At 64.6% G+C, this 14,330-nt stretch carries 11 protein-coding genes; 7 read left to right on the plus strand and 4 right to left on the minus strand.

All coding sequences use genetic code 11. The features are described from left to right. Window positions 1–925, minus strand: a 925-nt coding sequence (locus ABFX19_RS04395; protein ID WP_346027630.1) for a hypothetical protein, incomplete at its 3' end; no start/stop codon positions are given. A gap of 219 nt (window positions 926–1,144) precedes the next feature. Between ABFX19_RS04395 and ABFX19_RS04400 the strand changes: the two genes are divergently transcribed. Next, window positions 1,145–1,453 carry a hypothetical protein gene (locus ABFX19_RS04400; RefSeq protein ID WP_346027631.1) on the plus strand — a complete coding sequence of 103 codons (309 nt, stop codon included), beginning with the start codon at window positions 1,145–1,147 and terminating at the stop codon, window positions 1,451–1,453. An 18-nt stretch (window positions 1,454–1,471) separates the two neighbouring features. Here ABFX19_RS04400 and ABFX19_RS04405 read toward each other — a convergent pair whose 3' ends face one another. Next, complete coding sequence (locus ABFX19_RS04405) at window positions 1,472–4,276, minus strand: glycoside hydrolase family 3 C-terminal domain-containing protein (RefSeq protein ID WP_346027632.1); 2,805 nt, start codon at window positions 4,274–4,276, stop codon at window positions 1,472–1,474. Window positions 4,277–4,515: 239 nt separating this feature from the next. Here ABFX19_RS04405 and ABFX19_RS04410 point away from each other — a divergent pair, with 239 nt between their 5' ends. Genes ABFX19_RS04410 through ABFX19_RS04420 form a run of 3 tightly spaced genes read left to right on the plus strand, consistent with a single transcriptional unit; the run spans window position 4,516 to window position 8,125 of the window. Continuing rightward, a complete protein-coding gene (locus ABFX19_RS04410) occupies window positions 4,516–6,189 on the plus strand; it encodes an extracellular solute-binding protein (RefSeq protein WP_277359162.1) in 1,674 nt (557 codons plus the stop codon). 8 nt (window positions 6,190–6,197) lie between these two features. Continuing rightward, window positions 6,198–7,205: an ABC transporter permease gene (locus ABFX19_RS04415; protein WP_346027633.1), complete on the plus strand. Its 1,008-nt coding sequence runs from the start codon at window positions 6,198–6,200 to the stop codon at window positions 7,203–7,205. Next, complete coding sequence (locus ABFX19_RS04420; protein ID WP_346027634.1) at window positions 7,202–8,125, plus strand: carbohydrate ABC transporter permease; 924 nt, start codon at window positions 7,202–7,204, stop codon at window positions 8,123–8,125. Before ABFX19_RS04415 ends, ABFX19_RS04420 begins: the two co-directional genes overlap by 4 nt. A 14-nt stretch (window positions 8,126–8,139) precedes the next feature. Here the strand turns inward: ABFX19_RS04420 and ABFX19_RS04425 are convergent, their stop codons facing one another. Continuing rightward, complete coding sequence (locus ABFX19_RS04425) at window positions 8,140–9,138, minus strand: LacI family DNA-binding transcriptional regulator (RefSeq protein WP_428831022.1); 999 nt, start codon at window positions 9,136–9,138, stop codon at window positions 8,140–8,142. Window positions 9,139–9,266: 128 nt separating this feature from the next. Here ABFX19_RS04425 and yicI point away from each other — a divergent pair, with 128 nt between their 5' ends. After that, on the plus strand, window positions 9,267–11,447 hold the full coding sequence (gene yicI / locus ABFX19_RS04430) for an alpha-xylosidase (RefSeq protein WP_346027636.1): 2,181 nt from the start codon (window positions 9,267–9,269) through the stop codon (window positions 11,445–11,447). Window positions 11,448–11,566: 119 nt separating this feature from the next. After that, entirely contained in the window at window positions 11,567–12,166 is a 600-nt protein-coding gene (locus ABFX19_RS04435; RefSeq protein WP_277359157.1) for a DUF305 domain-containing protein, read from the plus strand. Between the two features lie 11 nt (window positions 12,167–12,177). Here ABFX19_RS04435 and ABFX19_RS04440 read toward each other — a convergent pair whose 3' ends face one another. Beyond that, complete coding sequence (locus ABFX19_RS04440) at window positions 12,178–13,872, minus strand: thiamine pyrophosphate-binding protein (RefSeq protein ID WP_346027637.1); 1,695 nt, start codon at window positions 13,870–13,872, stop codon at window positions 12,178–12,180. Window positions 13,873–14,032: 160 nt separating this feature from the next. On the opposite strand from ABFX19_RS04440, the gene ABFX19_RS04445 reads away from it, so the two are divergent. After that, window positions 14,033–14,329, plus strand: coding sequence for a DUF4287 domain-containing protein (locus ABFX19_RS04445; protein ID WP_346027638.1), 297 nt, complete (start codon window positions 14,033–14,035; stop codon window positions 14,327–14,329). Window position 14,330 lies beyond the last annotated feature (1 nt).

The raw sequence follows: 14,330 nt of genomic DNA on the forward strand, positions 1-14,330 counted from the left end.
CTGCTCGGCGGATCGCGCTTAGCACCCTTTCCTTAAGGCGAGCCTCGTCGAAGAGGTCCTTCCACTCGATGCGGATGAACGTCCACCCTTGCTCCATGAGCGCCTTCTCCCGGCGCCGTTCCTGAAAGAGCACCTCGTCCGTCGGTGCATAGTCGAAGTACTTCGTTCGACCGTCAAACTCCAGCGCGAGCTTGATGCCCTCCCAGGCGAAATCCAATCGATGCGCCCCGTTGTTCGTGTGGACGGTGAATTGCTGAACCGGCATTGGCAGGCGCATCTTCCTCAGGAAGTACCAGGTGAGCGTTTCGCCGGGGGACTCCGACAGCACACTGGCTTGCGTCATTACCCTCCTGGCCCGGGCGACGCCTTTGTAGCCGGCCAAACGGTCGATGGTCTTCCAGATCAATTCCGGATCTGCGCCGAGGTGAAGCGCATGCTCAGCGATAATCAGCGCCTGCTTGAACGGGAGTATTCGGGCACAATCCACTACCGTCCGCTCCAGGGACGTGACCCGCAGCTTGGCACAGCGCGTCACCTCGAAGTGCTCCAGCCGCGCTTGATGGTTACGGACGTCCGGCGCATGACTTGTGGCTGAGATGTTCGACGGCTGTGTCAGGTGTATGACTGAGTCCACCTCCCACAGGTGGAGCCCATGGGCCCGGGCAGCAGTAGCGTGGCTGTACGTTCCGGAGCCTGAAGCCGTTGCAACCGTGGCGTGCTTGTGGGCGTGAACCAGTCGGAGAGCGCTGGCATTGGGCGTCAGCTTCTTCCAGGCTCGGGCTGACATGTAGCAGCCCCTCCGAAGCCGCACGAGCTGGCCCGACTTCACCAGAGCCTGGATGTTCCGCGTGGTCAGCCCCTTGTCCAGGAGCGTCTCCGTGAGCCAGAGAGCGTCCCCGCGGGTGAGCCAGTCAGTCGATTTCATCTCCTCAGGATGGAACGCCGTTGGGCCTCGCGGGCCGAGTACCTGGGGTATGTGGATAAGTCGCCGAGGATTCGGACACAGAAACTGCCCTGAGGTGCAGGGCTGCCGATTCCAAGCGGCAGCCCTGCACCTCCGGGCAGTTTCTGCGGGCAGCCAGCGGGCGGCACGGGCAGCGGGCCGCACGCCGGCGCGATAGCCTTAAGGGAGGAGAGGGGACCGATGCAACGCGCGCACAGGCATGACGAACTTACGGCAATGATCGAATGGCCGCGACCCTTGAGCCCGCAGGCACTCAAGATCATCAAGAACGTCCTGCTCGGTGTGCTGGTTGTCACCGCGCTCGTGCAGATCATTCCGTTTCAGGTGCTCGGCGGTCTGGTCAACCACCTCTTCACGATTCTCCTCCTCCTGTCCTGGGCCGGACCGGCGCGGCGCTTCCTGCGGCGGCGAGCCGCTGAACGCAACGGAGACGCCAACGAGGAACGAAACGAGGAACGCGAGGGACCGGCAGCGCCCGAGGAAAAGTAGCCAGCAACCGGAGCTGGATCAGGCGGCAGGAACCAGAAGCTCGCTCACGGTGACGCCTCCTTCAATAACCAGCCGGACCACCGCCGGCATGGCATCACAACCCCCGGCAAGAGGAATCTCCACGTCCCCGGCGTACCCAGCCGCAACGGACGCCCTACCCCATTCCCGCCACGTATCCGCAGGCCCGGGAACCACAATCCGCAGCAACCCACCGGCACTCCGGGCAATGCGCACCGAGACCGACGCCGGCGCAGCCCCGCCCCACCCGCGGTAAGTCAGCAAAGCACGCAGCAGGGCGGGGTCGGCGACGGTCACGGCAGTCCCCTGCAGGGGCGTCTCCGGCACCAGCAGGGCGTTCACGGATTCGTCGAAGAGTTCAGCCCGGATCCAGGAGCCCCGCGTCCGCGCCGGACTACCCGAGCCGGACACCTCGAGGGCAACCGCCAACGGCAGGTCCACCGCGGAACGTCCAATCAGCAGGTCATACGTTCCCGGCTCCACCAGCATTCGCCCCGCAGCCGGGCTGAAGACTGCAAGTTTCTCCTCGGCCACCGGAATCGAAACCACCGTCCGTTCCCCTGGCTTCAGCGACACCCTCGCGTGCGCAACAAGCCGCCGCCTGGGGTAGCCCGGCAGATCCGAGGTGCCATACACCTGCACCAGTTCATGAACATCCCGCCCACCGGCGTTCCGCACGGACACCGCGAGCGCACCGTCACCATACGATGCCGACTCGTACTCCACAGCGGCGTAACCCAGCCCGTGACCCAGCGGGTAGAGCGGTTCAGCAGTGCTGTAGTGGTAGGTGGACCGGGACCCGATGATGTCGTAGTCGAGGATGTCAGCGAGGTCCGCATCCCGCGCCCACCACGTCTGGGGCAGCCGCCCGGATGGTTCATGGTCACCGCTGAGCACGTCCGCCACTCCGCGCCCAAGCTCCTGCCCTCCGTGCGAGGACCACACTATTGACGGCACCTCCGCCAGCTCCCCGAGCGCGTAGGGGTAGGACGAGACGATCACCAGCACCGTCCGCGGATTCGCCTCCCGCACCACCCGGATCAGCTCCTGCTCACTCTGCGGCAGGTCCAGCGTGGTGCGGTCGATTGTCTCCCGCCCGCCCAGGTGCGGATCATTACCGACGACGACGACGGCGACATCCGCGGACGCCGCTGCCTTGCGTGCCGCTTCAGCTCCGGACCGGATGGTGCGCAGGGCGAAGCGGTCCGCGTCCTGCTCGGATCCCGTCACGAGCACGGCGCTGCCTGTTCCTTCCTCCGCCCGGACCCACTTTCCGGAGGCAATGTGCCGCAGGGCGACCGAGCCCTCAACTGAGCGGTGCAGCGCGAACGTCTCCTGAACCACCCAGCCACCAACCCGCTCCGAGGTGGCACGGAGGTACCCGCTCTCACCCGAGACAAAGCGTCCGTTCACCGAGGACCGCAGCGTGTACTCGCCATTCCCCCAGTCATTGAGCACCAGTGATTCCGCAGAACCCGGTGACCCCGCCAAAGCTGTCAGCGCCGCAGAGCCATCCGGCACTCCCACATACCGGTTGGTGCGGGTGCTGCGAAGCGCAACGAGGTCCAGCCCTTCCTCCGCGATCACGCTGCCGTACCGCTCCTTAATGCCCGCCGCGATACTCACGGGATGCACAAGAGTTCCGCTGTACCAGTCGCTCAGCACGTGGGCCCCCAGCGATCCGATGACGGCGATGGCGCCCGGCTCGTCCCGCAGGGGAAGGACAGGACCGGCATCAGCTGAGATTCCAACGGAGGAAGCGGCGTTGCGGAGAACCACTACGGACTTGCGAGCGGCTTCCCGCGCCAGCGCAGCGTGCTCGGAGGTCAGCAGCGCCTCAGCAGGAATGGATCCATACACGCCGCCGTCGGGCTCGAACTCACCCGTGCGTTCACGCAGCGTGAGCAAGCGAAGGACCGCCGCGTCGATATCCGCAACAGAGATGAGCCCGCGATCCAGCGCCTCCTCAAGATAGGCAATGGACGGCGCGGAGTCGTCGCCGTCGTCCGTGAAACTGTCAACGCCGGCACACAGGGCAGCCGCATAGGCAGAGGCGCCGTCGTCGAAATACTTCTCCGCTGTGAACAGGGAGGACGGCGCGCCGGCGTCCGTCACCACCGCGAGCGTTTCCCCGTTCCGCCACGTGCGCAGATGCTCGGTCACCAGGTCGGACACATGCGCAGGCCGCCCGTTCACCAGGTTGTAGGAAAGCATGACGGCGCCCGCAGCCCCCGATTCGATGGGCAGCCGGTAGGCAGGCAGCTCATACTCGTGGAGGACGCGCGGCGGCAGTTGGCTTGAGGTGACGTTGCGGTCACGCTCATTGTTGTACCCGAGGAAGTGCTTCAGCGTTGGTACGGTCAGCCACTGCTCGGCGGAATCACCCTTCAGGCCTTCACAGTAAGCGGTGGCCAGCGAAGCAGTGAGCCCGGAATCCTCCGAAAATCCCTCCTCATTCCGCCCCCACAGCGGGTGCCGGAGCGGATTGACCACGGGCGCCCAGACGTTCAGGCTCACGGTGGGATCGGCGGCCTTTTTTGCGCGCATCTCGACGCCGACAGCCCGCCCCACCCGCCGCAGCAGGTCCTCGTCCCAGCTGGCCGCGAGACCGACGGTCTGCGGAAAGACCGTCGCGTCACCGAGCCAGGCAACCCCGTGCGCCGCCTCCGCGCCGGTATGGAAGTAGGCCAGACCGGCGTCGGGAAGTGCCGGCGAGTGCTGATGGAGTAGAGCAATCTTCTCGGCCCGGGCGAGCGTTGCGAGGATGCTCTGCGCGGTACGGATGGCCATACGGGTTTCGGTCACGAAAAAGTTCCGATCCTTGGGAGAATTGTTTAAGCGCTTGCACAGCGCTGTTCGACCACCATGCTGACATTACGCGCTGTGATACGCAACACGATTTCCTCTTGTCTCGAGACAAAAGATGCCCTACGGTTGGATCAATCGAAGCGCTTCGACTAATCGACCCGGACGACGCGCCGCCAATTCTGATTGCAACCATGCAAGCGCCCCTATCGGCGCGCCTGGACACGAAGGAGTGCACCATGCCAAACATCTCGGACGCCGCGAACGGCACAATCACCCGCAAGCCCCTCGGTCGCCGGTCTTTCCTCGGCCTGCTGGGCGGAGCTGCCTTCTTCGCCGCCTCCCCGGCACTGTTGACCGCATGCAGCACCGGTGCTTCAGCTCCGCAGGCAACGACCGCGGGCGGGTTGGCGGAAGCCGTCGCCAAGCTGGTGCCCAAGTACATTCCGATGAACCTGGTCCAGCCGGACATCCCGGGTGTCAACGGGTCCACGCCGGGATTCACTACCATCCCCACCGAACTGGTGAAGTCCGTCCCGAAGCCTCCCGGAAGCGGCGGCACCTACACGGCCATGTCGCCCGCGTGGTGGGCCATTCCCCGCGGCCTGCCGGACAACGCGTACTACCAGGCGGTGAATGAGCGCCTTGGCGCCACCGTCGAGTTCCAGGCCAATGACGGCAATACCTACGGCGATAAAATCCAGACCGTCCTCGCCTCCCCGCGCGACGTTCCCGACTGGGTGGTCATCCCCTCCTGGAACATCCCGCCGCGGTTTGGACAGGCGGCCAAGGGTCTGTTCACGGACCTTTCCCCCTACCTCGCGGGCGACAAGGTGGAGAAGTACCCCAACCTGGCCAACATTCCGACGGCCGCGTGGAAGTACAGCTGCTTCGAGGGCGGACTCTACGGGCTGCCCATGCCCACGCCGCTGGTCAATGACGCGTTCTTCTACCGCACGGACCTGTTCGAGGAGATGGGACTCGAACAGCCGAAGACCGCAGATGAATACATCACCATCGCCAAGGAAATCACTGACCCGTCGAAGAACCGCTGGGGTTCCGAGGACGTCTGGAACGGCGCGCAGATCATGCACGGGGTCGTCCCAAAGTGGAAGCTCGTGGACGGCACGCTGGTGAACAAGTTCGAGACCGAGGAATACCGGGCCGCCCTCGAGTGGATCATCAAGCTCTTCAAGTCCGGCGCTGTCCACCCGGACGCTGTTGCGGGCAACGCCCAGCAGGCAAAGCCGCGCTTCGAGTCCGGTGCCACGCTGATGACGGTCGACGGCGTCGGCGGCTGGCACGAGGCACTCGGCCGCGTACTGCCCACCAACCCGGACTTCAACATGCAGCCGATGGACTTCTTTGCGCCCGACGGCGGTGATCCCACCCTATTCAGCGGCCAACCGGCCGGAATCTTCAGTTTCATCAAAAAGACCGAGGACACCGCCAGGATTGAAGAACTCCTGGCACTCGCGAACTTCATGGCCGCACCCTTCGGAACGGAAGAGAACCTCCTCATCACGAGCGGCGTCGAGGGCAAGCACTTCAAGCGCGACGCCCAGAACATCCCGCAGATGACTGACCTCGGACGCGCGGAAGTCACGAGCACGTACCAGTTCCTCGTCAGCCCGCCCACCGTCAACTCGCAGGTCCAGTATCCCGGCTTCGTCGAGGCCAAGACCGAGTGGGAAGCCCGCCAGGCCCCCTTCGTCCAGGAAGACGTCTTCTTCGGCATGCAGATCCAGGAGCCGCCGCAGTACGGATCCCTCGGCGCACCGTTCGACGACCTCGCCAAGGACATCGCCCGCGGCCGCAAGAGCCTCAAGGATCTCGATTCGGAGATTGCCACCTGGAAGCAGAACGGCGGCGAAAAACTCCGCGAGTTCTACGCCGGCTTCCTGACCGCATAGCACCGGCCATGACCACCACCGATTTCATCCGCCGCGGCAACCGGGCGGCAGACAAGCACGACGACGACGTTCCGACCTTGCCCGCCCCGCCGCCTGTCCGGCGCAAGCAGGGTCTGAAAGCCCGGTTCCGGCGCGACCGCTCGCTGGTGCTGATGGCGCTTCCCGTCGTCGTCCTTCTGGTTGTGTTTGCCTACGTGCCCTTGCTCGGCAATGTGGTTGCGTTCCAGAGCTACTCGCCGTTTATCGGCATCCCGGCCAGCCCCTGGGTGGGCCTGGAGAACTTCGCGCGGGTGTTCGGCGATCCGAACTTCTGGAACGCAGTCCGCAACACGCTGGTCATCACGGGCTTCCAGCTCGTGTTCTTCTTTCCCGTCCCGATTGCGCTGGCACTGCTGCTCAACTCCCTGCTTCGGCCGGCCATGCGTGCCACCATTCAGGCGATCGTCTACCTCCCGCACTTCTTCTCATGGGTGCTCGTGGTGTCCGTCTTCCAGCAGTTGCTGGGCGGCGCGGGGCTCCTGAGTCAGATGCTCCGGGCCAACGGCTGGAGCGGCATGGACATCATGACCAATCCGGACACCTTCCTGTTCCTCATCACTTCCCAGGCGGTCTGGAAGGACGCGGGGTGGGGAATCATCGTCTTCCTGGCCGCCCTGGCCGCGATCGATCCTGAGCAGTACGAGGCGGCGGCTGTTGACGGCGCCAACCGCTGGCGCCGCATGTGGCACGTGACGCTTCCGGGACTGCGATCCGTCATCGTCCTGCTGCTCATCTTGCGCCTCGGCGATGCACTGACAGTCGGGTTCGAGCAGATGATCCTGCAGCGCGACGCCGTTGGCGCCGAGGCTGCGGAGGTGCTGGACACCTTCGTCTACTACACCGGCATCCAGAACGGTGACTGGAGCTACGCAGCTGCCGCCGGGCTCATCAAGGGCGTCATCTCACTCGGGCTCATTCTCGCCGCCAACAAGGTGGCCCATCTCTTCGGTGAAAACGGGGTGTATTCCAAGTCATGACAACGATCATCAAGCCAGCCCGGCCCCGCCGTAGCGGTCCTTCGCGGCCCGCGTGGGAAGAAGAACCGGGAATTGCGACCAAGGCGGGAAAGGTAGTGATCCTGACCCTCGTGGTGCTCGCAGTCCTCGGCCCGCTCTACACCATCCTGCTCACGAGCATCTCCTCGCAGGGCACCATCACCCAGGCGGGCGGCCTCGTCCTCATCCCGGGTGAATTCTCACTCGACGCGTACCGCCAGATCCTGAACGGCGGCGTGGTGACCCGCGCCGTGCTGGTGAGTGTCTGCATCACCGTCACCGGAACCCTGCTCAGCATGGTGGTGTCGATCCTGTGCGCCTACGGTCTCTCACGGCCGGGCTCCTTTGCTCATACGCCGATCCTGTTCGCCCTGCTGATCACGATGTTCTTCAGCGCCGGAATGATCCCGTCCTACCTGCTGGTTTCCGGCCTCGGCCTCATCGACTCCTACTGGGCACTGATCCTGCCGAGTGCGGTGTCCGTCTTCAACATCATCATCCTGCGCGGATTCTTCATGGGGATTGACCGCGGCATCCTCGACAGCGCGCGCATCGACGGGGCCAGCGAGTGGCGCATCCTCGCCCAGATCGTGCTGCCCATGTCCAAGGCGGTGACTGCCGTGATCGCGCTGTTCTACGGCGTCGGCTACTGGAACGCCTTCTTCAACGCGGTGCTCTACATCAATGACAGCTCCAAGAACCCACTACAGGTGGTCCTGCGCTCCTACGTGCTGCAAGGTGTGTCCGTGCCGGGGCAGATCGACGTCGGCCAGGGCGTGGCGCCATCGCTCGCCCTGCAGATGGCGGTCATCGTGATCGCCATGGTGCCGATCCTCATGGTCTACCCGTTTGTGCAGAAGCACTTCACCAAGGGCGTCATGATCGGCGCGGTGAAGGGATGACGGCGTCGTGCAGGTCAGCGCGCGCTCGACGTCTCCCGCTGGACCAGCGTCGGAACGATCAGCCGCACCTCAACCGGCTTGTCCGAGTTGAGCCGGTCCATGACCATTTCAACGGCCGCGCGGCCGATGTCGTGCGCCGGAATGGAGACGGCAGTCCATGGCCTGGCGGCGGCAAGCGCCACGTCCTCCGGTGCGATCACCACTACCGATATGTCCTCGGGAATGTGCAGGCCGCGCCCGGCCAGGGCCTCATGCAGCAGCGGCAGCAGTCCCTCGTTATGCACCACGAGGGCAGTGACTGCGGTGGCGGCGCCGTCGTCGTCGAGCACTGCAGTGAGCGCCTCGGTGAGGGCCGCCATGGAAGCCTCACAGGCACGCAACACGGAACCAACGCCCGCGGCCTCACACGCCTCGGTGAAACCCTTCCGTGCGCGGTCCGCGTAGGTGGCATGGCGCTCAAGCGAAGCCTGTGGGGATCCAATGAAACCGATACTGCGGTGATTCAGGTCCACGAGGTGCCGCACAGCAGTCCGGGAGGCGCCCGCGAAATCGAAGTCGACGCAGCTGAGCCCCTGCGGATCATCCGGGAGGCCGATCAGCACTGCCGGCTTGCGCAGTTTGGCGAGCAGGGGGATGCGGGGATCGCGCGCTTCGATGTCCATCATCAAGAGTCCGTCCACCATGGACTGGGATGTGACTCTTTCCAGTCCGCCGGCGTCGTCCTGGGTCAGGAGAAGGACGTCCTGGTTGTAGGTGCGCGCCGTGGTGACCACGGCTGCCACGAACTGCATGATCACGCTGACGTTCACGTCCGCGCGAAGCGGTGCCATCAGTCCCAGCACGTTGGAGCGGTTGGAGGCGAGCGCCCGGGCACCGGAATGCGGACTGTAGTCGAGCTTCCGGATAGCACTCTGGACAGCCAGCCGGGTCTCTTCGGAGATGGTTCGCTTTCCACTCAGTACGTAGGAAACAGTGCTCAGCGATACCCCGGCTTCCCGGGCGACATCATTCATGGTGGCCACGGCTTCCATCCTAGCTTCGACACACTTCGATTCCCATTCGCAACGATTCAACCGGCTGCGAAAGAGAAGCGTTTCGACAACTGCACACTCACTTTGAACGCACCACATAAAGGAACAGCATGAAATTCACTGACGGATACTGGATGTACCGCAAGGGCCTCACCGCCCTGCATCCGCGGGACATTTCGGACGCCGTGGCCACCGATTCCGGACTCGAGATCTACGCTCCAACGCAGCGGATCAATGCCCGCGGCGATGCGCTGAACTGCCCGCAGCTGACGGTGTCCTTTTCGTCGCCGCTTGAGGGCGTCATCGGCGTGACGATCGAGCACTTCCAGGGCGCCCTTGACCCCAATCCGCGGTTCGAACTGCAGGACGCGCACCCCGCCGTCGACGTGTCCGTCGGGGACACCCACGCCACCCTGACCTCCGGTGCGCTCACCGCGTCCGTCAGCCTGAGCGGCGACTGGACGGTTGACTTCACCGGCGACGGAAAGCTGCTCACCAGTTCGGTGCCGCGGAGCGTCGGTTTCATTACCGACGACGCCGGCCGCTCCTTTGTGCACGAGCAGCTCACCCTCGGTGTGGGCACCAATGTGTACGGGCTCGGCGAGCGCTTCGGCGCGTTCGTCAAGAACGGCCAGTCGGTGGACGTCTGGAACGAGGACGGCGGAACCTCCAGTGACCTCGCCTACAAGAACGTGCCGTTCTTCCTGACCAACTCCGGGTACGGGGTGTTCGTGAATCATCCTGAGCGGGTTTCATTCGAGATTGGCTCGGAGGTGGTCTCCCGTGCGCAGTTCAGCGTGGAGGGCCAGAAGCTTCAGTACTTCGTGATCTACGGGCCGTCACCGAAGGAGATCCTGCGCCGGTACACGGAGCTGACCGGCAGGCCCGCGCGGATTCCTGCGTGGTCCTACGGTCTGTGGCTGTCCACGTCCTTCACCACGGATTATGACGAGGACACCGTCATGTCCTTCATCGACGGCATGGCGGAGCGCAACCTGCCGCTCTCCGTATTCCACTTCGACTGCCACTGGATGCGGGCTTTCCACTGGAGCGACTTCGTCTGGGATCCGGCCACCTTCCCCGACCCGGAGGGAATGCTGCGGCGCCTGCACGAGCGCGGGCTCAAGGTGTGCGTGTGGATCAACCCCTATATTGCACAGCGCTCCCACCTATTCCGGGAGGGCCGCGAGCTCGGCTACCTGGTGCAGCGGGCTGACGGTTCCGTGTGGCAGTGGGATCTCTGGCAGGCCGGGATGGCGCTGGTTGACTTCACCAATCCCGACGCCGTCCTCTGGTACCAGGACAAGCTGCGCACCCTGCTGGGGCAGGGAGTGGACTCCTTCAAGACCGACTTCGGCGAACGCATCCCCACCGACGTCACCTGGCATGACGGCTCGAACCCGCAGCGGATGCATAACTACTACACCCAGTTGTACAACGAAGCGGTGTTCCAGCTGCTCGAGAAGGAGCTGGGGGTCGGTGAAGCGGTCCTGTTTGCCAGGTCCGCGACCACCGGCGGTCAGAAGCTGCCCGTGCACTGGGGCGGGGACTGCGAATCCACTTTCGCCGCAATGTCCGAATCCCTGCGCGGCGGCTTGTCTCTGGCGTCCTCGGGCTTCGCGTTCTGGAGCCACGACATCGGGGGGTTTGAGGGCACGCCGGAGCCGGAGATGTTCAAGCGGTGGATCGCGTTCGGGCTGCTCTCATCACACTCCCGCCTGCACGGATCCAACTCCTACCGGGTGCCGTGGCTCGTGGATGAGGAGTCGGTGGATGTGCTGCGGCACTTCACCGAACTGAAGATGCATCTGATGCCGTATCTGGCAGGCGCAGCCGAGGAAGCGTATTCCTCCGGAACCCCGGTGATGCGGCCCATGTTCCTGGAGTTCCCTGCGGACCAGGGGTGTGCCCACCTCGACCGGCAGTACATGCTCGGCAGTAGCCTGCTGGTTGCGCCGGTGCTGGAGGCCGGCGGCGAGCACTCGTTCTACCTCCCGGAAGGAACGTGGATCCATCTCGAGTCGGGTGACACCCTCGAGGGCCCCCGCTGGCACAGCCGCTCCTTCTCGGTCATGGAAGCTCCCGTGTTCGTTCGGCCAGGAACCATCCTGCCCCTGGGCACCGTTTCCAACCGGCCGGACTATGACTGGGCAGCCAATGTCGAGTTCAGCGCCTTTGCAGTCGAGGAGGGGCATCGCTCCAGGGTTGAGGTGCCCTCCCCCGACGGTTCGTCGACCACTTATGAGGTGACCGTGGCACAGGGAGAGGTGAGCGCCGTCGTCGTTCCTTGATCGCCTCGGACGGCGGGCACGCAGGTGCGAGCATCGATTCATCAGCCTACTGTTGAATTACAGCCGGTAAGAGCAGCCGTACCCGGCGGCGCCGGCTCCGATGCTGAAGGAGGAGTCCAATGTCGAGCACGGAGAAGAAGCAGTCCAACGAACAGGGGCAGGACGAGCGGAAATCCCACCAGATGCGAAACATGTACCTGCGGTTCGGCGCTATGATCCTGACCGCCATGGTGGTGATGTACTTTGTCATGTTCATCGGCTCCTGGGAATGGAGCCATATCCGTTTCAGCGAGAGTCGCGTGTTCATGACACTCGCCATGGGCGGCACGATGGGGTTGATCATGCTCGGCTGGATGCTGAACATGTACAAGAACACAAAGGCGAACGTGGCCGTGGTGGTGGTCAGCCTCCTGCTGCTGGGCGGCGGCGCTTTCCTCGACCGCAGCCAGACCACCGTGGATGATCAGGACTACATGAGCGCCATGATCCCGCACCACTCGCTGGCCATCACCCGGTCCGAACGCGCCGAACTGGCCGACGTGCGGGTGTGCCAGCTCGCCGTCGAGATCAGCGAGGCCCAGCGGCGGGAAATTAGCGAGATGGACTGGCTGATCGAGGATATCGAGGAGAACGGCATAGCGGAAACACTGGAGGAGGCACAAGCCCGGCCGGTGCCTGACTATGAAGCTTCCGCCTTACGCGACTGCGCAGGGCAGTAGCCGGACGCGGCTTACTTCTTGATCGCCACCGACTCCGCCATGAACTCAGCAACCACCTGCTGGGAGATGGCGACATCGAGGACGAACACGCCGTCGTCGTCGCTCGCCAGCCAGGTCTTCAGTTCGGTGAGGTCGGCGAGGGCGTGCGCCTTGGCACCCTTGGCACCGAGGGCGCGCCCGACGGCGGCGAAGTCCACTTCATCGATGAGCATCGCCTGGTTGTGCAGGCCCTTGGCGGCATATTGGTGGAGTTCGGCGCCGTACGCGGAGTCGTTGAGCACAATCAGTACGCCCCGACGGGTGGCGCGGAGGAAGGTCTCGAAGTCGGCCAGGCCCATAAGGCCGCCGCCGTCGCCGCTGACCAGGACGGTGGTGCGGTCCGGCCGTGCCACCGACACGCCGGCTGCGGATCCGAAGCCCATGCCGATGGATTGGAAGGCGGTGCCGACCAGGATCATGGCGTGCGGATCGGGCACGGACAGGTACATGGGCGCCCAGCCGATGAAGTGCCCGCCGTCCATGACCACGGAGCGCTCTGCCGGGAGGATGTCCTCGAGCGCCGCGACGACGGCCCGCGGGTTGAGGCGTCCGTCGGGACCGAACTCGACGGGATCTTCGATGGGATGGGAGGACCGGAAATCCTCACCGGCAACCTCGGGGATTTGCTGGCGCCAGGTGGACGTGGCTGCCGGCTCCACCTGCTCCAGAAGGCCCTCAACGAACGGGCGGATATCGGAGCGGATGTAATCGACAACGATGGGGTGATTTTCGTCGGGCTCGTTGTCCACGCGGATGATCCGGGTTCCCTCCGGAAACAGGGTTCCATACCGGGTCTGGAAAATGTTCATGCTGGCCCCGACCACCAGCACGACGTCGGCCCGGCGCGCCACTTCGAGGCGGTGGCGGCGGGTGAAGCCTCCGGCGACCCCCAGGTCCCACTCGCTATCGAAGGCGTTGATCGCCATGACGGAGGTCATGAAGAGGGCGCCCAGGCGGTCACCGATCTCCTTGAGCGGCGCCGCGGCGTCCGCGAGGACAACCCCGCGGCCGGCGATTACCACCGGACGCTTCGCCGAGGCTAGCAGTTCGGTCACGCGCTCAAGGTCCGACTCTTCCGGCGGCCACACAGCCTTGGCGGGCAGCGGTTCGAGCGGCTCGGGGTCGGTGAGCGGCGCAGTGGCGAGGTCATACGGGATGGCGACGATGACGGGCTGCACCGTCTGCAGGGCGAGGTCGAAGGCGCGGTGAGTGATCTCGGCGGCGTTGCCGGGGCGGGCAACGAGGGTGGTCACCCCAGCCGCTTCGGCAGCTTTCGTCTGGTCGATGTCGAAGTTCCGCGGGGCGGCCGCCGGTGCGTCCCCGACCACCAAAACGAGCGGGATGCGGGCGATACGTGCCTCGGCCAGGGTCGTATAGGTATTCGTGAAGCCGGCGCCGTACGTGGTGGTCGCCGCAGCCACCCCACCCGTTGCCCGGTGATACGCATCCGCCATGGCAACGGTTGCGGATTCATGCCGGGCGGAGGTGAACGGGAAGCCGCGCCTCGTGAGCCGGCTGATCAGATGTGCGTTGCCATTGCCCATGAGCCCAAACAGGTGACCGGCCCGCTCCGCCACCGCGTCGGCCACAGCTGCCGAAACGTGGCCCTCGTCGGGAAGCATCGGGGTATCGCCGGTCGGCTGGTCCTGGGTACTGGCGGTCGTCATGGTTTAAGTCCACTCCTTCGTGTGCGTCCTCACTAGGTTAGGTGCTCCCGGGTAGTGCTCCCGCATCGCGGCTAGCCCGCCACAGCGCAAGGGACTTTGCCTTAGGCTCAGGAAGTTCAGTCCCGACAACCCGGCCTACAAAAGCCAGTAAGGAAACCGCATGTCGTTCCAGGCTTACCTCGACGCTATTGAAGACAAGACCGGCAGAACTCCACGTGAGCTGGTTGAGCAGGCGAAGGAGCGCGGTTTTGATAGCCCTGCCGTCAAAGCGGGGGAAATAGTGGACTGGCTGAACGCGGACTACGGCCTGGGCCGCGGGCATGCCATGGCGCTGGTCCACGTCATCAAGAAAGGTCCGCAGATCAGCGAAAAGCACGTCGGTTCCGACGGCACGCATCGGGACGAATCGGCTGAGCTGTGGTTGGACGGGAAAGCGACCAGGCCCGCGGGCGGATGAC

The sequence above is a fragment of the Arthrobacter parietis genome (genome assembly GCF_039530425.1).
Classification (GTDB): Bacteria; Actinomycetota; Actinomycetes; order Actinomycetales; family Micrococcaceae; genus Arthrobacter_D; species Arthrobacter_D parietis.

What these genes read in the sequence shown, in the direction of transcription:
- ABFX19_RS04400 (WP_346027631.1), top strand. Translation starts at nt 1,145, where the DNA reads ATGCAACGCGCGCACAGGCATGACGAACTTACGGCAATGATCGAATGG.
- ABFX19_RS04410 (WP_277359162.1), top strand. Translation starts at nt 4,516, where the DNA reads ATGCCAAACATCTCGGACGCCGCGAACGGCACAATCACCCGCAAGCCC.
- ABFX19_RS04415 (WP_346027633.1), top strand. Translation starts at nt 6,198, where the DNA reads ATGACCACCACCGATTTCATCCGCCGCGGCAACCGGGCGGCAGACAAG.
- ABFX19_RS04420 (WP_346027634.1), top strand. Translation starts at nt 7,202, where the DNA reads ATGACAACGATCATCAAGCCAGCCCGGCCCCGCCGTAGCGGTCCTTCG.
- ABFX19_RS04425 (WP_428831022.1), bottom strand. Translation starts at nt 9,138, where the DNA reads ATGAATGATGTCGCCCGGGAAGCCGGGGTATCGCTGAGCACTGTTTCC.
- yicI (WP_346027636.1), top strand. Translation starts at nt 9,267, where the DNA reads ATGAAATTCACTGACGGATACTGGATGTACCGCAAGGGCCTCACCGCC.
- ABFX19_RS04435 (WP_277359157.1), top strand. Translation starts at nt 11,567, where the DNA reads ATGTCGAGCACGGAGAAGAAGCAGTCCAACGAACAGGGGCAGGACGAG.
- ABFX19_RS04440 (WP_346027637.1), bottom strand. Translation starts at nt 13,872, where the DNA reads ATGACGACCGCCAGTACCCAGGACCAGCCGACCGGCGATACCCCGATG.
- ABFX19_RS04445 (WP_346027638.1), top strand. Translation starts at nt 14,033, where the DNA reads ATGTCGTTCCAGGCTTACCTCGACGCTATTGAAGACAAGACCGGCAGA.